Origin of the sequence: Nonomuraea sp. NPDC050547, assembly GCF_044457345.1 — a bacterium.
Lineage (GTDB): Bacteria > Actinomycetota > Actinomycetes > Streptosporangiales > Streptosporangiaceae > Nonomuraea.
Genome location: NZ_JBITGW010000021.1, coordinates 88,984 through 106,733 on the forward strand (window position 1 = coordinate 88,984; position 17,750 = coordinate 106,733).

At 70.9% G+C, this 17,750-nt stretch carries 17 protein-coding genes; 9 read left to right on the top strand and 8 right to left on the bottom strand.

All coding sequences use genetic code 11. From position 1 onward, the window contains the following. Positions 1 to 31: 31 nt before the first annotated feature. Positions 32 to 649: an SDR family NAD(P)-dependent oxidoreductase gene (locus ACIBHY_RS42575; protein WP_397241781.1), complete on the top strand. Its 618-nt coding sequence runs from the start codon at positions 32 to 34 to the stop codon at positions 647 to 649. Here the strand turns inward: ACIBHY_RS42575 and ACIBHY_RS42580 are convergent, their stop codons facing one another. Continuing rightward, positions 650 to 2,089 carry a GuaB1 family IMP dehydrogenase-related protein gene (locus ACIBHY_RS42580; RefSeq protein WP_397241783.1) on the bottom strand — a complete coding sequence of 480 codons (1,440 nt, stop codon included), beginning with the start codon at positions 2,087 to 2,089 and terminating at the stop codon, positions 650 to 652. It lies immediately after the preceding gene. Positions 2,090 to 2,167: 78 nt separating this feature from the next. On the opposite strand from ACIBHY_RS42580, the gene ACIBHY_RS42585 reads away from it, so the two are divergent. After that, positions 2,168 to 2,620, top strand: a complete 453-nt coding sequence (locus ACIBHY_RS42585) for a GyrI-like domain-containing protein (protein WP_379609391.1) — start codon at positions 2,168 to 2,170, stop codon at positions 2,618 to 2,620. On the opposite strand, the gene ACIBHY_RS42590 is transcribed toward ACIBHY_RS42585, so the two are convergent. After that, positions 2,609 to 3,154, bottom strand: coding sequence for a TetR/AcrR family transcriptional regulator (locus tag ACIBHY_RS42590; RefSeq protein WP_397309696.1), 546 nt, complete (start codon positions 3,152 to 3,154; stop codon positions 2,609 to 2,611). The two genes, ACIBHY_RS42585 and ACIBHY_RS42590, sit on opposite strands and share 12 nt — an antisense overlap. A gap of 60 nt (positions 3,155 to 3,214) precedes the next feature. On the opposite strand from ACIBHY_RS42590, the gene ACIBHY_RS42595 reads away from it, so the two are divergent. Then, positions 3,215 to 4,420: an FAD-dependent monooxygenase gene (locus ACIBHY_RS42595; RefSeq protein ID WP_397309697.1), complete on the top strand. Its 1,206-nt coding sequence runs from the start codon at positions 3,215 to 3,217 to the stop codon at positions 4,418 to 4,420. A 120-nt stretch (positions 4,421 to 4,540) separates the two neighbouring features. Here ACIBHY_RS42595 and ACIBHY_RS42600 read toward each other — a convergent pair whose 3' ends face one another. The 3 genes from ACIBHY_RS42600 to ACIBHY_RS42610 all read right to left on the bottom strand — a co-directional run bounded on the left by ACIBHY_RS42600 (position 4,541) and on the right by ACIBHY_RS42610 (position 7,591). Beyond that, on the bottom strand, positions 4,541 to 5,728 hold the full coding sequence (locus ACIBHY_RS42600) for a cytochrome P450 (RefSeq protein WP_397309698.1): 1,188 nt from the start codon (positions 5,726 to 5,728) through the stop codon (positions 4,541 to 4,543). 94 nt (positions 5,729 to 5,822) lie between these two features. After that, complete coding sequence (locus ACIBHY_RS42605; protein WP_397241791.1) at positions 5,823 to 6,479, bottom strand: nitroreductase family protein; 657 nt, start codon at positions 6,477 to 6,479, stop codon at positions 5,823 to 5,825. Continuing rightward, a complete protein-coding gene (locus ACIBHY_RS42610; protein WP_397241793.1) occupies positions 6,479 to 7,591 on the bottom strand; it encodes a CaiB/BaiF CoA transferase family protein in 1,113 nt (370 codons plus the stop codon). Before ACIBHY_RS42610 ends, ACIBHY_RS42605 begins: the two co-directional genes overlap by 1 nt. 168 nt (positions 7,592 to 7,759) lie before the next feature. Between ACIBHY_RS42610 and ACIBHY_RS42615 the strand changes: the two genes are divergently transcribed. The 5 genes from ACIBHY_RS42615 to ACIBHY_RS42635 all read left to right on the top strand — a co-directional run bounded on the left by ACIBHY_RS42615 (position 7,760) and on the right by ACIBHY_RS42635 (position 13,979). Further along, positions 7,760 to 9,268: a serine/threonine-protein kinase gene (locus tag ACIBHY_RS42615; RefSeq protein WP_397241795.1), complete on the top strand. Its 1,509-nt coding sequence runs from the start codon at positions 7,760 to 7,762 to the stop codon at positions 9,266 to 9,268. Continuing rightward, positions 9,265 to 10,245, top strand: coding sequence for an NAD(P)-dependent oxidoreductase (locus ACIBHY_RS42620; RefSeq protein WP_397241797.1), 981 nt, complete (start codon positions 9,265 to 9,267; stop codon positions 10,243 to 10,245). The genes ACIBHY_RS42615 and ACIBHY_RS42620 overlap by 4 nt, the downstream gene beginning before the upstream one ends. A 130-nt stretch (positions 10,246 to 10,375) precedes the next feature. Then, positions 10,376 to 11,725, top strand: coding sequence for an FAD-binding oxidoreductase (locus tag ACIBHY_RS42625; RefSeq protein WP_397241799.1), 1,350 nt, complete (start codon positions 10,376 to 10,378; stop codon positions 11,723 to 11,725). Between the two features lie 3 nt (positions 11,726 to 11,728). Further along, positions 11,729 to 12,988, top strand: coding sequence for a class I SAM-dependent methyltransferase (locus ACIBHY_RS42630; RefSeq protein ID WP_397241801.1), 1,260 nt, complete (start codon positions 11,729 to 11,731; stop codon positions 12,986 to 12,988). A gap of 190 nt (positions 12,989 to 13,178) precedes the next feature. Next, positions 13,179 to 13,979, top strand: coding sequence for an LLM class flavin-dependent oxidoreductase (locus tag ACIBHY_RS42635; protein ID WP_397241803.1), 801 nt, complete (start codon positions 13,179 to 13,181; stop codon positions 13,977 to 13,979). 15 nt (positions 13,980 to 13,994) lie between these two features. Here the strand turns inward: ACIBHY_RS42635 and ACIBHY_RS42640 are convergent, their stop codons facing one another. Genes ACIBHY_RS42640 through ACIBHY_RS42650 form a run of 3 tightly spaced genes read right to left on the bottom strand, consistent with a single transcriptional unit; the run spans position 13,995 to position 16,069 of the window. Further along, entirely contained in the window at positions 13,995 to 14,594 is a 600-nt protein-coding gene (locus tag ACIBHY_RS42640) for a TetR/AcrR family transcriptional regulator (RefSeq protein ID WP_397241805.1), read from the bottom strand. Further along, entirely contained in the window at positions 14,572 to 15,483 is a 912-nt protein-coding gene (locus tag ACIBHY_RS42645; protein WP_397241807.1) for an alpha/beta fold hydrolase, read from the bottom strand. The genes ACIBHY_RS42640 and ACIBHY_RS42645 overlap by 23 nt, the downstream gene beginning before the upstream one ends. Before the next feature lie 43 nt (positions 15,484 to 15,526). Beyond that, a complete protein-coding gene (locus ACIBHY_RS42650) occupies positions 15,527 to 16,069 on the bottom strand; it encodes a hypothetical protein (protein WP_397241809.1) in 543 nt (180 codons plus the stop codon). Between the two features lie 105 nt (positions 16,070 to 16,174). Between ACIBHY_RS42650 and ACIBHY_RS42655 the strand changes: the two genes are divergently transcribed. Further along, positions 16,175 to 17,455, top strand: a complete 1,281-nt coding sequence (locus tag ACIBHY_RS42655) for an FAD-binding oxidoreductase (RefSeq protein ID WP_397309699.1) — start codon at positions 16,175 to 16,177, stop codon at positions 17,453 to 17,455. Positions 17,456 to 17,750: the final 295 nt, after the last annotated feature.

Sequence of the window (17,750 nt, forward strand, 5' to 3'; positions counted from 1 at the left end):
CGAATGGACCCGACGACTCTATGCTGTCGGGATGGCCCTTTCTCCCGATGGGATCCTGCTCACCGGGCGCGTCGCCGTGGTCACGGGAGGCGCCGAGGGGGTCGGGCGGGTGGTGGCGGAGGCGTTCGAGGCCTTCGGGGCGTCGGTGGCGGTCTGCGACCGGGTCAAGATCGCGGGCGGGCAGGGGCTGGCGATGACGCTCGACGTCCGCGACCCGGTGGCCGCCGATGTGTTCGCCCGCGCGGTGGAAGAGCGCTATGGGCGGGTGGACATCCTGGTCAACAGCGCGGGCGGTGCCTGCCACACGAGTTTCGCCGAGACCACGGCCATGGGCGAGCGTACCCTCATCGAGGAGAACTTCACCCAGCTCACGGCCATGATCCGGCGCCTGCTACCGCTGATGCGGGCGGGCTCGTCGATCATCAACATCGGGGCGGCCCCGGGCTTCGCGATCCAGGCCGCGATGACCGCCGCGGTGGCCGGCCTCACCGCCTCGCTGGCGGCGGAGCTGGCGCCGATCCGGGTCAACGCGATCGCGCCGGGACGGCCGCCGGGCGATCTGTCCGGCGCCGCGGCGGTGGCGGTCTTCCTGGCCGGGGAGATGGCGAGGCTCGTCACGGGCACGACCATCCACGTCGGCCAGGAGTGATCACCAGCTCTGGTGGAGCGGCATGCCCTCTGTGTAGCCGGAGGACGACTGGATGCCGACCACGGCCCGCTCGTAGAACTCCTCGAGCGTCGTGGCGCCCGCGTAGGTGCACGAGGACCTGAGGCCGGCCACGATGGCGTCGATCTGGTCCTCGACGCTCGGGCGCACCGGGTCCAGGTACATGCGGGAGGTGGAGATGCCCTCCTCGAACAACGCCTTGCGGGCCCGGTCGAAAGGACTGTCCTCGGCGGTACGCAGGCGTACGGCCCGCGCCGAGGCCATGCCGAAGTTCTCCTTGTACTTGCGGCCGTCGGCCGCGGTGCGGGTGTCACCGGGCGACTCGTACGTGCCGGCGAACCAGGATCCGATCATCACGTTGGAAGCCCCGGCGGCCAGCGCGAGCGCGACGTCACGCGGGTGCCGTACGCCGCCGTCGGCCCACACGTGCCGCCCCAGGCGGCGGGCCTCGGCGGAGCACTCCAGGACGGCGGAGAACTGGGGCCGCCCGACGCCGGTCATCATCCGGGTGGTGCACATGGCGCCCGGGCCGACGCCGACCTTGAGGATGTCGGCTCCGGCGTCCACGAGGTCGCGTACACCCTCGGCTGTCACGACGTTTCCGGCCGCGACCGGCACGGACGGGTCCAGAGCCCGCACCGCGCGCAGCGCCGAGATCATCTTCTCCTGGTGGCCGTGCGCCGTGTCCACGACCAGGACGTCGATGCCCGCCTCCAGCAGTTCCTTCGCCTTGGCGGCCACGTCGCCGTTGACGCCGACGGCGGCGGCGATCCGCAGCTTGCCCGCGGCGTCGAGCGCGGGGTCGTAGAGGGTGGCGCGCAGCGCGCCGGTCCGGGTGAGGATGCCGATCAGGCGGCCCTCGCCGTCGACGATGGGGGCCAGGCGGTGGCGGCCGTCGTGCAGGCGGTCGAAGGCCACGCGCGGGTCCAGCCCGGCGGGCAGCGTCAGGAGCTCGGTGGACATCACCTGCGAGAGCTGGGTGTACATGTCCACGCCCTGGCAGTCGGCGTCGGTCACCACGCCGACCGGGCGGTTCTCCCAGTCGACCACGATGACCGCGCCGTGGGCGCGCTTGGGCAGCAGGTTGAGCGCCTCGCCGACGGTGTCGTGGGGCGTGAGGGTGAGCGGGGTGTCGTGGACCAGGTCGCGCTTCTTGACCCAGTCGACGACGTCGGTCACCACGTCGATCGGGATGTCCTGCGGGATGACGGTGATGCCGCCCCGCCGTGCCACCGTCTCGGCCATGCGACGGCCGGCCACGGCGGTCATGTTCGCCACGACGAGGGGGATGGTGGTGCCCGTGCCGTCGTTCGTCGAGAGGTCGACGCCGAGCCGGGATCCGACCGAGGAACGCGACGGGACCATGAACACGTCGCTGTAGGTCAGGTCGTAGGACGGCTCGAGTCCGTTGAGAAACTTCACGTTCGTCCATCCTATGCGGTAGCCGGTCAAGTCCCGCCATATGATCGGCCCTGGATACTTATGGGGGATGGAGGAGCAGTGGACGTCACAGAACGCGCCGAACTGCTGGTGGTCGGCTACGCCGTCCGCACGACGAACGCCGACGAGATGGATCCCTCGCGCGCGAAGCTGCCCGCGCAATGGCAGCGGGCGGGGGCGCCGGGTGCGTTCGCCCATGTTCCGGGGCGAACGGACGAGAACCTCTACGCGGTCCTCACGGACTACGAAAGCGACCATCACGGCGCCTACACGCAGATTCTCGGGGTCGGGGTACGGACCGTTCCAAGGCTGCCGGAAGGGATGGTCGCGGTACGCGTGCCGGCCGGCCAGGCGCTGACACTGGCGGCGCGCGGACCGATGCCGCAGGCGCTCATCGAGGCCTGGCAGCACGTCTGGAAGCACACCGAGTCCGGCGGCAGCCCGGCGCGCGCCTTCACCACGGACCTGGAGATCCACCACGCGGACGGCGCCGACCTCTACCTAGCGATCTGACGGCAGGCCGAGCGCGTCGCATCCGGCGCGCACGGCCGCGGCCCGCAGTTGGTCCGCGGGCGCGTCCACGAACTGCACGGCGCAGTCGGCCACCCCGCCCAGCGCGACCGTCGCACGCGTGGCCTGCTCCAGCGTCGGATTCTCCCCCACGAGGAGCACGGTCAGCCGCTCCCGCGAGGTGAACGCCCAGTCGATCAGCCCCTGGCCGCTCAGCGAGATCATCTCCCTGAGCATGAACATCACCATGTCCCGGTGCCGGTAGTGGAAGTCGAAGTACTCCCTGAGCAACTCGGGGACGTGGACCTCCTCCAGTGCCTCCAGCCGTGACACGTACGCCTCGCCGTCCTGGAACATCGGCTCGATGATGCTGCGTACCAGCTCCTCGCGGGAGGAGAAGTGGTAGTAGAGCGCCGGTTTGGTGATGCCGAGCCGGTCGGCGATGTCCTGCAGGCTCGTCTGCTGCATGCCCTTGGCCAGGAACAACTCACGGGCGACGGTCTGGATGCGGCCCTTGGTGTCACCGGGTCTTGCCATGGGCCTCAGTATGACTTACCTTCCGTTAAGTCAGCTACTTACCTACCGTTAGGTAAAGGCATGCGCGTCCTCATCTCCGGCGCCAGCGTCGCCGGTCCCGTCCTCGCCTACTGGCTGGCCCGCCACGGGTTCGCGGTCACCGTCGTGGAACGCGCGCCCACGCTGCGCAAGGGCGGCGGCCACGCGGTGGACCTGTTCCGCCCCGCCATGGACATCGCCGAGCGCATGGGCGTCCTCGACCAGCTCGAACAGGCCAAGACCGGCACCAGCCACCTCACCTACCACCGCGCAGGCAAGCGCCCGGTCGGGCTGGAGCTCGGCCGCCTCGTCACGGCCGTCTCCGACCGGCACGTGGAGATCATGCGCGACGACCTCAGCGAGATCTTCTACGAGCGCTCCCGCGACGGCGCCGAGTACATCTTCGGCGACTCCATCACCTCCATCTCCGCCGACGGCGAGGTGACCTTCGAGAAGGGGCCGCCCCGGCGCTTCGGCCTCGTGGTGGGGGCCGACGGCCTGCACTCGAACGTGCGCCGCCTGACGTTCGGGGACGCCGAGGAGCACTGGATCGGCGCGTACCTGGCGGTCGCGTCCGTTCCCAACTACCTGGGGCTGGACGGGCGGATGGAGGTCGCCGCCGAGGTCGGCAGGATCGCCGGGATCTACGGCGCCGACCGCATGCCCGACGCGCGGGCCCTGTTCCTGTTCCGTCCCGACGCCCCGCTCGACTTCCACCACCGCGACGTGCCCAGGCAGAAGCGACTGCTCCGCGAGGCCTTCTCCGGCATGGGCTGGGAGATTCCCCGCCTCCTGGACGAGGCCGACGCCGCGGGGACCTTCTACTTCGACTCGGTGGCCCAGCTCCGCCTGGACACGTGGTCACGCGGCCGGGTCACGCTGGTCGGCGACGCGGGCTACTGCCCCGGTCCGGCGGTGGGCGGCAGCACGAGCCTGGCGGTCGTGGGCGCGTACGTGCTGGCCGGCGAACTGGCCGCGCACGGCGGGGACCACACACGCGCTTTCCCGGCCTACGAACACGAAATTTCCGACTATGTACGGCGGAGCCGCACCTTCGCCGTGGCGGCCGCCCAACGCCTGGTCCCCACGACGCGCCTGGACGTCTGGGCCCTGGCCCAAGGGGCTCGCCTGATCAACCACCTCCCCAGTCCCTTGACCCGCCGCCTGGCCAAGCTGAGCGCCAACGGCCTCCGCCTCCACGACTCGATCACCCTGAAGCCCTACCACCCCCTCACAACCCACGCCTGACCCCCCGCGCGCCCGGGGTTGCCCCGGGGCACGGGGGCGTGGGCGGTGCCACGCGGCCCCCAGGGTGGGGCACCACCCTGGGGTGGCCCCCTCTGTGGTGGCCCACCGGAGGGGGCGGTGCTACTGGCGGCGGGGGCGGAGGGTGATGGGGAAGGACGTGACGCCTCGGACGAAGGAGTTGCGCATCAGGCGGGGACCGTCGGCGTCCGCCCAGGCCGCCGACTCCACGCGGCCCACCCACTCCTCGAAGAAGATCTTGAGCTCCAGCCGTGCCAGCGCCGCCCCCAGGCAGAAGTGGGTGCCGAGGCCGAAGGCGATGTGGCCGCCGGGTTTGCGGGTGATGTCGAAGGTGTCGGGGTCGTCGAAGACCGCCGGGTCGCGGTTGGCGGAGCCGTACATGAGAAGGACCTGCTGGCCCTTTCTGATGGTCTGGCCGTGGAGGGTGGTGTCGCGGGTGGCGGTGCGGCACATGTTGAGGATGGGCGTGGTCCAGCGGATGAACTCCTCGACGGCGGTGTCGATCTGGGAGGGGTTCTCGCGCAGGTGGCGCCATTGGGCGGGGTGGCGGACGAGGGCGTCCAGGGCGGTGGCGATCACGGTGCGGGTGGTCTCGGCGCCGCCGTCGAGCAGAAGGAGGGCCTCGTTGGCCAGGTGTTCGTCGTCGTAGTCGGGCCGGGCCGACCATACCGACAGGAGGTCGTCGCGGGGGCAGGCGCGGCGCTCGGCGGCCAGGTCCAGGACGGCGAGGCCGAACTCGCCGGCGGCGACGGCGGCCTCGTGGGTGACGTAGCGCAGGCCGCCGCCGGCCGCGATCGTGGTCTCCGACCAGTGTTTGAGCTTGGGCCAGTCCGCGTCGGGGAAGCCGAGCAGCCAGCCGATCATGCGGGCGGGAAGCGGTGCGGCCAGGGCCGGTACGGCGTCCACGGTGCCTTCCGCCAGGGCCTGGTCGATCTGTTCGGTGACCACGGACCGGATCCGGTCGGCGTAGCGTTCGTGCACGTGGCGCGGGGTGAACCGGCGGTAGACGAGGCGGCGGCGCTCGGCGTGCTCGGGGTCGTCCATGCCGATCATGGACGGATCGGAGGGCAGCTGGGGACGGTAGCCGCCGGTGCTGGTCCAGAGCTTGGCGTCGCGTTCGATGGCGCAGATGTCGGCGTGGCGGGAGATGCCCCACAGGTCGTTGGCGGCGTCGTAGTGGGCGGGGGAGTGCTCGCGCAGCCAGGCGTAGAGCGGCAGGGGGTCGTCGGCGTACAGGTCGCCGTCGAGCAGGTCGATGCTTGTGCGCAGGCGCGCCGGTGGTTCGTGCATGGGTCAGCTCCGGGGGTTCAGAGGTGCTGTCACGGAGCCGCCGCATCGCTCGCGCCTGCGACTGGGCGGTCAGGCCGGGGAAATCAGGTGGGCTTCACCCCTCTCCGCGCGGGGCCGGTGGGCTCCACAGCGGCTCGTCCACGGTGAAGCCGACCGGGTCGCCCCAGCGGTTGCGGTAGCTGACCTCGTGGACGGGACGGCGGGGCGCCACGCCCCAGCGGCCGGTCGGGTAGCCGAAGGTCACCGTGCAGGCCAGCCACCAGCCTTCGTCTTCGGGAACACCGAGCAGGCGCATCGTCTCCTTCGGGTGGAATATGCCGAGGATGGTGGTCAGCGCGGTGCCGACGCCGTGGGCGCGGGCGGCGAGCTGGGCGTTCCAGACGGCGGGGAAGATGGAGCCGCCGCTCGGGTCGTGCTGGACGAACGCGAACAGCAGCAGCGGGTAGCCGTCGAAGTGGTCGGCCAGGTACCGGGCGGAGGTGAAGACGCGGTCGGCCTGGTCGTCGGCCTGGTCGATCGCCTCCTTGTAGTGAGTCCCGAACAGGCGGCGCAGGCCGTCCTGGTAGAGCGGCGCGAGCTCGGCCCTCAGAGCGGGGTCGTCGGCTAGCAAAAAGCGCCAGTTCTGGGCGTTGCCGCCGGTGGGGGCGCGGATGGCGGCGTCCAGGATCGAGCGCTGCACCTCCGTCGGGATGGGGTCGGGCTTCACCCGGCGCATCGCGCGCGTCGTGTAGAGGGCCTCGAAGATCTCCATCAGGCCAGTATCCCCGCTTCGCGGAGTTTGTCGGCTTCCGCGGCGTCGAGTCCCCACGCCGACAGGTCGGCCAGCCGGGTGGCGGGGGACAGATCGGGCGCGGGGGCGCCGAGCAGGCGCGGCGCCGGCATCGGCTGCCGGTACTCGCCGACCTGGACGAAGCTCTCCCTGGCCGCGTTGTGCGGGTGTTCGACGGCCTCGCCCATGGTCAGCACGGGGGAGACGCAGGCGTCGGAGCCGTCGAAGACGGCCTCCCATTCGGCTCTGGTCCTCGACCTGAAGGCGTCCGCGAGCCGGGCCTTGAGCGCGGGCCACTGCTCCCTGTCGCCGCGGTCGGGCAGGTCGCTCAGCTCCATGAGGCGGACCATCTCGTCCCAGAACTGCGGCTCCAGCGAGCCGACCGCCACGAACCCCCCGTCGGCGGTCTCGTAGGTGTCGTACATGGGGGCGCCGGTGTCGAGCAGGTTGGTGCCGCGCGGGCCCCAGAAGCCGGACTGCACGCCGTGGTGGAACATCGCGAACAGGATCGAGGCGCCGTCCACCATCGCGGCGTCGATCACCCGGCCCTTCCCGGTGCGTTCGCGCTCGAAAAGGGCCAGCAGCACGCCGTACGCCAGCATCAGCCCGCCACCGGCGAAGTCGCCGAGTATGTTGATCGGCGGCGTCGGCTTGTCGCCCGCGCGGCCGAGCATCGACAGGATGCCGGAGATCGCGATGTAGTCGATGTCGTGCCCGGCGGTCGGGGCCAGCGGCCCGTCCTGGCCCCAGCCGGTCATGCGGCCGTAGACGAGCCTCGGGTTGATCTCGTGCAGGTCGGCGGGGCCGATGCCGAGGCGTTCCGCGACACCGGGGCGGAACACCTCGATGACCACGTCCGCGTTCCGCGCCAGTTCCTTGAACGCGCGCACGCCCTCGGGCGACTTCAGATCGAGGCCGACGGTCTGTTTGCCGCGGTCCATCACGTCCGTGCGCGGCTTGTCGGTGACCGCCTTGACGCGGTCGACGCGCAAGACCTCGGCGCCGTGGTCGGCGAGCATCATCCCCGCGAACGGCCCTGGCGCGAGCCCCGCCAGCTCCAGCACCCGCACTCCGGCCAGCGGACCTTCACGCATGGACATCTCCTCAAGTCTGTTCCGGTACGGCGGGCGCGACCCGGCGCCGGGCGCCCACCCCAGTAGAACAACCTTCGGTAGCAGGCCGCAACCATGCCGGGCTCATGTGATCACACTCTTCCGCACTCCCACTTATGGGAAACTTGCCCACTGTTGTGGAGGTTGGACATGGTTTCGGAACAGCTCGTCGCTCGGCGGTACCAGTTACTGCGCGAGCTGGGGCGCGGCGGCATGGGCGTGGTCTGGGAAGGTCGCGACACGCTCCTCAACAGGCAGATCGCGATCAAGGAGGTGCTGCTGCCCGACGGGGTCCCACCCGCCGACCGTGAGCGGCAGCTTTTGCGTACCGCCCGCGAGGCGCGCACGGCCGCCCGGCTCAACCACCCGTCGGTCGTCGCGATCTACGACGTCGTCGAGGAGGACGGCCGCCCCTGGATCATCATGGAGATGCTCAGGGCACGCTCCATCGAGGAGATCGTGGCCACCACCGGCGCGCTGCCCATCCCGCAGGCCGCCGAGGTCGGCAGGCAGGTGCTCTCCGCGCTGCGCGCCGCGCACGAGCTGGGCATCCTGCACCGTGACGTCAAACCGAGCAACATCCTGCTCGACGACGACGGCAGGGCCGTGCTCACCGACTTCGGCATCGCCACCGCCGAAGGCGACTCGTCGCTGACCAGCACCGGCATGGTCACCGGCTCGCCCAGCTTCCTCGCGCCCGAGCGGGTACGCGCCGCCGAGGCCGGGCCCGCCTCCGACCTGTGGTCGCTGGGCGCCACCCTGTTCGCGGCGCTGACCGGGCGCTCGCCGTTCGAACGCGGCGAGCCCATGGCCACGCTCACCGCGCTGCTCAACGAGGAGCCCGACTACCGGCGCATCCCGCCCGCCATGCATCCCGTGCTGCGCGGGCTGCTGCGCAAGGAACCGCACGAGCGGCTGGCGCCGGAGGAGGCGGAGCGGCTGCTGGCCGGGCTGGCGGCCGGCCGTACCGTGGAGTCGGTGGAGAAGGTGGGCAGCCGCAAGCTGCTCGTCGCGGCCGTGGCGGCGGTCGTGCTGGTGATCGGCGGGGGCGTGAGCGCGTACACGATCCTGTCGGCCGACGCCGAACCCACCCCGCGCCTCGCGCAGCGCGCGGCCAGCAGCCCGCTGCCGAGCGTCTCCACGCCGACCCCGAGCCCCACGCTGTCACCGACGCCGACCCCCACCCCGACCAGGACCAGGCCGCCGATGCGGGTCTGGACCTCGCCCGACGGCTGGTCGATCTCCCGCCCCACCGGCTGGCGGGGCGCGCGCGGCGACGGCTCGGCCACCTGGACCAGGCCCGACCGGCGCGGACACCTCGCCGTCGAGGCCGTCTTCTCCGAGACCGACCCGCACCAGCTCCTGCGCGACTCCGAGGAGATGTTCAAGGAGAGCGGCCAGGAGTTCACCACGGTCGGTCGCAAGGTCGTCAGGCACCGCGGGGCGACCGCGGTCGAGTGGGAGTTCACCTGGCGGGCCGCGGGCGCCCCCGGCGAGAGCGCCTGGGCGCAGGCCGGGCAGCGCTACCGCGAGGTCAGGCGCGCGGTGACGGTCGGCGAGACCGCCTACGTCCTGTCCTGGACCTTCACCGAGGCGCAGTGGCCGCGGCACCGGGAGCTCATGCGCAAGGTGATCAACAGCTTTACAGTGGGCGCATGACGCCCTGGAACCTGCTGGCGCTCCCGCCGCTGCCCGAGGAACTGCTGCGGGGCCTGCTCACCCCTCTCGGCGATCGGGTACGGCTGAGCGTCCCCGCCAGGCGGGACCGGGCCGCCATGCTCGACGCCCTGCCCGAGGCCGAGATCGTCCTCGGTGACTGGTCGGCCGAGCTCGCGCTCGACGCCGAGGCGGTCGCGGCCGCGTCCCGGCTAGCCTTCGTGCAGCAGCCGTCCGTCGGCGTGGACGGGCACGACCTGACGGCCCTGACCGCCGCAGGGGTGCCGCTGGCCAACACCGCCGGGGTCAGCGCCGTGGCGGTCGCGGAGTGGTGTGTGTCGGCGGCGCTGGCCGTACGCAGGAAACTGCGCGAAGCCGACGCCGCGGTACGCGCCGGCCGCTGGCCCCAGCAGGAGCTGCAGCCGAGCGAGCTGTCCGGGTCGAAGGTCGGGATCGTCGGCCACGGCCCGATCGGCGCGGAGTGCGGCCGGTTGTTCCGCGCGTTCGGCTGCCAGGTGTCCTACTGGACGCGCACCCCCCGCGAGGACCCCGCCTACACGCCGCTGGAGACGGTCGTGGCCGAGTCCGACGTGCTCGTGGTGGTCATCGCGCTGTCGGAGCAGACGCGCGGGCTCATCGACGCGCGGCGGATGAAGCAGGGCGCGCTGCTGGTCAACGCGGCCCGCGGCGAGGTCGTCGACCAGGCGGCGCTGGCCGAGGCGCTCGGCGGGCACCTGGGCGGCGCGGCGCTCGACGTCTTCGCCACCGAGCCGCTGCCCGCGGACGACCCGCTGCTCGGGCTCGACCGCGTCCTGCTGTCGCCGCACATCGCGGGCGTCACGGGACAGGCGACGGGACGCCTGCTCAAGGCCGTCATGGACAACCTTGAAGCGGCGGTCGACGGGCGGCCACTAGTCAACGTTGTCAACAGGGCCGATGCGATTGTCACCAGGAAGTTTGGTGATTCGCCCGCGGCGTAGCTCCTCGACCTGGCACTGTGAACAGTTTTCGTGTCTTTAACAGACCCCGGTCTGTTCTATGTGTTTGGAGGGAGATACGGTCTTACGGACGATCTCTACCAGCTCCAGGGGGTGTTCCGTGACGACAGACATGTCGACACACCAGAGGGCCGTAGAGCACATCCGGCAGTCGTACGCCGAGATTCCGGGGGACGCCGCGCCCCGCCTGGCCAAGGCCACGTCGAACCTGTTCAGGTTCCGCGACAACGGCAAGACGGCCAAGCTCTCCGCACGTGACCTCGACGAGGTCATCAGCGTGGATCCGGTCACGATGACGGCGGAAGTCCAGGGGATGACGACCTACGAGAACCTCGTGGACGCCACCCTCCCGCACGGGCTCATGCCGTACGTCGTGCCGCAGCTCAAGACGATCACGCTCGGGGGAGCGGTGACGGGTCTGGGCATCGAGTCGACCAGCTTCAGGGACGGTCTGCCGCACGAGTCGGTCGAGGAGCTCGAGATCCTCACCGGCGACGGGCGCATCGTCATCGCCCGCGACGACAACGAGCACCGCGACCTCTTCCGCGCCTTCCCGAACTCCTACGGCACGCTCGGCTACGCGCTGCGCATCCGGATCAAGCTCAAGGCGGTCCAGCCGTACGTGCATCTCACGCACGTGAAGTTCACCGACGCGGACAAGTGCATGCTGGCCATGCAGGAGATCTGCGACACGATGGTGCACGACGGCGAGCAGGTCGACTTCATCGACGGGGTGTTCTTCAGCCCCGACGAGATGTACGTCACGCTCGGCCGCTTCGCCGAGCGCGCCCCGTACGTCTCGGACTACACCGGGATGCGCATCTACTACCAGTCCATCCGCAAGCGCAACCGCGACTGGCTGACCGTGCGCGACTATCTGTGGCGCTGGGACACCGACTGGTTCTGGTGCTCGCGCGCCTTCGGCGTGCAGCAGCCGGTCGTCCGCTCGCTCATGCCGCGCCGCTACATGCGCTCCGACGTCTACCGCAGGCTCGTCGCCCTCGATCGCAAGTACGGCTTCACCGCCCGCGTCGACCGGTGGCGCGACCAGCCGGTGCAGGAGTCGGTGATCCAGGACGTGGAGACGCCGGTCGAGCGGGGCGCGGACTTCCTCCGGTTCTTCCACGAGAAGGTCGGCATGACGCCGGTCTGGATGTGCCCGCTCAAGTCGTCGAGCGACTGGCCGCTCTATCCGCTGGAGCAGGGCAAGCTGTATGTCAACTTCGGGTTCTGGGGGCTGGTCCCGTTGCCTCGGGGGCAGTTCGACGGGTACTACAACCGGCTCATCGAGAACTCTGTGCACGAGCTGGACGGGCACAAGTCGCTATATTCGACCAGTTTCTATGCCCGTGAGCAGTTCTGGCAGCTGTACAACGGCGATGCTTACTGGCCGGTCAAGCGGGAATACGATCCGAACGGTCGCCTGCTTGACCTGTACGACAAGTGTGTGCGGGGAAGGTAAGTGATGGCGCTCGCAACCATCTTTGAAAAAATCGTCGGTTCCAAGTCGAACATCTCGTTCCTGGCCTATGACGGCAGCAAGGCCGGGCCGGACGGGTCGGACGTCACCATCGAGGTGAAGTCACCCATCGCGGTGGCGTACCTGGCTCAAGCTCCGGGGGAGCTGGGTCTGGCACGTGCCTATGTCTCGGGGCACATCGATGTGCACGGTGACATCTACACGTTGCTCGACCGTATGTGGAACATCACCACCAACGACCTGACTCTTGCCGAAAAAGTGGAGGCCGTCCGCTCTTTGGGCATGAAGCCGCTGATGATGCGTGTCCCGCCGCCTCCGCAGGAGATGCGGCAGAGCACGCTGGCCAAGCTCGGCTCCCGGCACGCCAAGCAGCGCGACGCCGAAGCCATCCACCACCATTACGACGTCTCCAACCGCTTCTACGAATGGGTCCTGGGCCCGTCGATGGCCTACACCTGCGCCGTCTACCCCACCCAGGAATCCACGCTGGAAGAGGCCCAGTTCGCCAAGTTCGACCTGGTGGCCAAGAAGCTCGACCTGAAGCCGGGCATGCGGCTGCTCGACGTCGGCTGCGGCTGGGGCGGCATGGTCATGCACGCCGCCAAGAACTACGGCGTCAAGGCCTTGGGCGTCACCCTGTCGAAGCAGCAGGCCGAATGGGCCCAGGCCGCCATCAAGGAGGCGGGCCTTGAGGACCTGGCGGAAGTCCGCTTCATGGACTACCGCGACGTCCCCGAGGGCGACTTCGACGCCGTCAGCAGCATCGGCCTGACCGAGCACATCGGCGCGGCCAACGTACCGGCCTATTTCTCTTTCCTGTACGGCAAGCTCCGCCCCGGCGGCCGCATCCTGAACCACTGCATCACCCGGCCAACCGGCAAGGAGAAGACGTTCAACAAGGGCGGTTTCATCAACCGCTACGTCTTCCCCGACGGTGAGCTGGAGTCGGTGGGCTACCTGGTCAGGCAGATGGAGGACCTCGGCTTCGAGATCCGCCACGAGGAGAACCTGCGCGAGCACTACGCCAAGACGCTGCGTGCCTGGTGCGACAACCTCGACGCCAACTGGGAGGACGCGGTCCAGGAAGTCGGCATGGGCACGGCCCGGGTGTGGGCCCTGTACATGGCCGGCTGCATCGTGGGCTTCGAACGCAACAAGGTCCAGCTGCACCAGGTGCTGGGCGTGAAGCTCGACAAGGAGGGCCGCTCCGGCATCCCCCTCCGCCCCTCCGTCGACTGGCCGTAGACGTGCCCGCCTCCGCTGGAGCCCACCCTGGCTCCAGCGGAGCACCTCACGGCGCCACCAGGCTCGACCTCGGTGATCTCGTGCTTCTCGTCGAGCATGATCCCGCGTCGGCTTGCTCGCGAACCGTCCCGTCCGCCCCGGGAAAGTGCGGGACCGGGAAAGTGTCGGTGGCGGGTGGTTGGGTCGGGGGATGCGGTACGGCATTGACATCGCGATTCTCGGTGATCTCGCGGAGCCGGCGCGTCTGGTCGCCCTGGCTCAGGAGGCCGAGGACGCCGGGTGGGAGGCGGTGCTGGTCTGGGACCATCTGGCCTTCGCCTGGGGCACGCCGTCGGCCGACCCGTGGGTGGCGCTGGCCGCCGCGGCCCAGGCGACCTCGCGCGTCAGGCTCGGCACGGCGGTGACGGCCGTGGCCCGGCACCGTCCGGAGCGGCTGGCCCAGACCGTGGCGACGCTCGACCGGCTGAGCGGTGGCCGCGTGATCCTGGGGGCCGGGCTGGGCGGGGTGACGGCGGAGTTCACCGCCTTCGGTCAGGCGCGTCCCGGCGGGGCCGTGCTCGACGAGGCGCTCGGCGTGCTGGACGCGCTCTGGTCCGGCGACGAGGTGCGCCACCGCGGCGCGCACTACACCGTCGACGGCGTACGGCTTTCGCCCCTGCCCCTCCAGCGCCCGCGGGTACCGGTGTGGGTCGGCGGCACGGCTCCCGCCGCCCTCCGGCGGGCCGCCCGCTGGGACGGCTGGATCGTCGCGGCCGACGACCAGGAGGGCCGCATGTCGCTCACGCCCGACGCCCTCGCCGTCCAGGCCGGTGAGCTGCGCCGGGCGGGCGCGGGCGACCTCGACGTGGCGGTCATCGGCGTGAGCGAACCCGGCTCGTCGGTACGGGCTTACGCCGAGGCGGGCGCCACCTGGTGGCTCGAACACCTTCACGGCTACCGGGGATCGATGGAACAGCTGGTGGAGCGCGTCAGGGCGGGCCCGCCCGGGTGAACGCGAACCGCCGCGTCAGCCCGAGGCGAACAGGCGGTCCAGCTGGTAGTCGATGATCTCGACGGCGGCCTCGTGGCTGCGCTGCCGGCTGAGGACGCTGGAGGTCAGGCCGTTGACGAGGGCCAGGAGGCCGGCGACTTCGGTACGCGGGTCCCGATCGGGGGCGATGTCCCCGGCCTGCTGGGCGGCGGTCAGCCGTACGGTGAGGAAGTTCTCCAGCGCGTTGGGCAGGGTGAGCCCGACCGCGGCGAGTGCCGGGTCGGTGAGGGCGGCGGTGTAATAGGCGGTCCAGGCCATGGAGTCCCGTTCGCTCTGCTCGTCGAACGGCAGGATCACGCCGAGGACGGCGGCGAAGACGCCTCGGGGCGTCAGCTCGCCCGCGGCGGCGGTCCGTTGCCTGACCCGGCGCTCCATGCGGGCGCCCAGTTCGGTGAGGCCGGATTCGAGCAGGGCCTGCTTGTTCGTGAAGTAGTACTGGACGACGCGCAGGGAGACCTCGGCCTCGGCGGCGATCTCACGCATCGACACCGCCTGCAGGCCGCGGGTGCTGGCGATGCGCAGCAGCGCGTCGGTGAGCCGGCGCCGCCGCTCGTCATGATCCACCTGTCGGGGCATGCCCGTGTCCTGCCTTTAGCTGGGGGAAGGTGAGGATCCGCTCGATGACCAGGTCTGGCGCCTCGACGGACAACGAGTGTCCGGTGCCGGGCACGATCTCCACGCGCCAGGACGGCGCGGTGCCGGCCAGCCGCGCGGCCACCGCCTGCGGGTCGAGCAGCGCGCTGCGCGCGCCGAGCAGCATCTGGACGGGCACGGGCACCTCGCGTATCCGCTCGTCGGTGTAGGTGGGCGGCACGGGCAGGCGCCGGCGGAAGGACCACCCGGCCCGCATCAGCCTCACCAGCCCATCCTCGCGCAGAACCCCGTTGCTCACGACGCCGGCCATGCCGTGCCGCAACGGACGGGGGAGCATGGAGGCTAGAGCCCCGGCGAGGGCCCACCGGACGAACCGCCCGGGCAACGGCGCGAAGCCGCCCGGGTCCACCAGCGTCAGCGCCGCGACCCGGCCGCCCTCGCCGAGTTGCTGCTCCACCGCGGTCCAGCCGCCGTAGGAGAAGCCAGCCATGTGTGCGCGCTCGGCTCCGAGCCCGGCCAGGACGTCGGTGAGCCAGCCGCCGACCTCGGCGCCGTTCGTGAGCGGCCGGGTCTGAACCGAGCGGCCCGGCTCGCCGAGAGGGTCGACGGTGAAGACCGGGCGGGTGCGCGCCAGCGGCTCGATGTAGCGGTACCAGGCCAGCGCGTTCCCGCCGGCGCCGGCCACGAGGACCACGGGATCGCCCTCGGCGGGCCCGGCCCGGTGGATCCGTACCTTTCCCGCGCGGGTCTCGACGTCGAAGGCGTCCACCGGCACCGGCCACAGCTCGCCGAGCACGCGGTCGTAGACGGCGTGGAACTTGTCGCGGGCGGCGTCGTCGCTGAAGCCGGACGGCCGATCAGGTGTGCGCATGATGGACCCCATCTCCCGTATGGATACAGTTGTATCCTAACCGCTAAGGGATGGGGTCGACGCACTGCAGGAGGCCGTAGACGAAGCGGGCGCGGTAGGTGGCGCCGGACTGCGGAAAGGAGACGGCCCAGTGGTGGGGCGCGGCGCCCTCCTCCTGGACGGCGTCGGGGAAGCTCGCGCCGACGTCGGCCACGACGCACTCCCACGGCACAAGGCCGGCCAAGCTCAGCGTCCGGTCACCGGACGGCCGGACGAACCACTGGTTCCAGATCTCTCCGCCCGGCCCGACGAGCAGCTCGAACTCCAGCCCCGGCCAGTACGGCAGCGCCCACCGCACCACGTCGCAGGTCAGGCTGCCGATGGGCCGTTCGCCCTCGAACGCGGGCCGCCCCAGTGCCCTCCGGAACCGGCCCGCCCCCTTCGGCGCCCGGCCGGCGTAGGCGGTGCGGGTCCACAGGGTGTGGGCCTCGCGGAGTTCGGCGCGGGTGGCGCCCATGTCGGCGAGGGCGTCCTCGACCCGGGCGGGATTGAGGTCCCGCATGCGGTGCATGAGTGCCAGTTCGAACGCGCGGACTCCGAAGACCATGCCCCGTACCCTCCCATGCCCGGAAAGAATCTTGGCCGTGCGTGTAGAGCGGGCGTCACCGGCTCCGACCTGTCAGGGAGAACACGGACAGGAAGGGCAACAACGATGACGAACGACACGCTGGCCACCGAGATCGTCCGCCCCGGTGACGAGGGGTACGAGCTGCTCAGCCGTACCTTCTCCAAGGAGGGCGCGCCCGCGCGCGTCGTCCGCCCCCGCGACGCCGCGGCTGTGGCCGAGGCGGTCGGGCACGCCGTGCGCGACGGGCTGGTGCTGTCGGTGCGCAGCGGCGGGCACAGCGTGCCCGGCTACGGCACCAACGACGGCGGGGCGGTGATCGACCTGGCGCGGCTCAACGGCGTCGAGGTTCTGGATGATGACCTGGTGCGGATCGGCGCGGGGGCTCGGTGGGGCGAGGTCTCGCGGGTGCTGGCGCCGCATGGGCTGGTGATCTCCTCGGGTGACACCGACTCGGTCGGCGTGGGCGGGCTGATGGTCGGGGGCGGGATCGGGTGGCTGGTCCGCAAGTACGGGCTGGCGCTGGATCACCTGGTCGAGGCCGAGGTGGTGACCGCCGCCGGGGAGGTGCTGCGGGCGGCCGCCGACGAGAACGCCGATCTCTTCTGGGCCGTCAGGGGCGGTGGCGGGGAGTTCGGGGTGATCACCTCATTCCTGGTCAGGGCCCGCCGGGAGACGACCGTGACCTTCGCCCGCGTCGGGTACCCCGCCGCCGACGCCGCCGCGGTTCTCAAGGCCTGGCGGGACGTGGTGCGCGAGGCGGGCGAGGAGCTGACGTCGTCGGCGCACCTGTACCCGGCGTTCGGGGAGGAGGCGCCGCCGTCGATCCTGATCCTGGCGGCCTACGCGGGCGACGACCCCGCGGTCATCGAGCCGCTGACCCGCCTGGGCGAGCCGACGTTCCAGGAGATCTCGGCCATCCCCTACGCCGAGGTCCTGGAGAGCGCCGAACTGCCGCCCGGCTGGCGTCCCATGGTCCGCAACCGGTTCGCCCCGGTTCTGACGAATGAGCTGATCGACGCGTGGGTGTCGGCGGACATTCCGATGATGTTCCGCGAGATCCGGGCGATCGGGGGCGCGATGGGACGCGGCGACGACACCGCCTTCGCGCACCGTGACAGCGAGGCGATGCTGCTGGGGGTCCTGCTCGGCACTCCGGCCGACCACCCCGCGCGGCTGCCCGCCTACGACGCGCTGTGGGAGACGATGGAGCCGCACGTTTCGGGCGCGTACGCGAACTTCTTCAGTGACCCACGCCCCGCCGACGTCGCCGCCGTCTACCCGCCCGCCACGCGCGCCCGCCTCGCCGCCATCAAGCAGGCCTATGACCCCGCGCGGGTGTTCTCCCAGAACCTGGCCCGCTTCTGATCTCCCTCTCTCCGTTACGGCACGGCCGCCAAGACCCCGCCCGCCGACCGTGGCCGGGCCCCGTCCAGGGGAACGGCCGTCCAGCGTGCGGGGCCGGCCGCCGTGACGTCCGCCCCGTGGGCCGGACACCGCCCACATCGGGCCCCGAGCCGACACGTAGAGACGCAGCCGGAACGCACCCCCGGCAGGCCGGCGCCACTCCTTTTCGCCGGAGGCTGGGCGACAAGGCGTGGCAGGATTGCCTGACCTGGCGTTTCCTTGGGTGGTGCCACTATGGTGCCATGCGCGCTTGAGT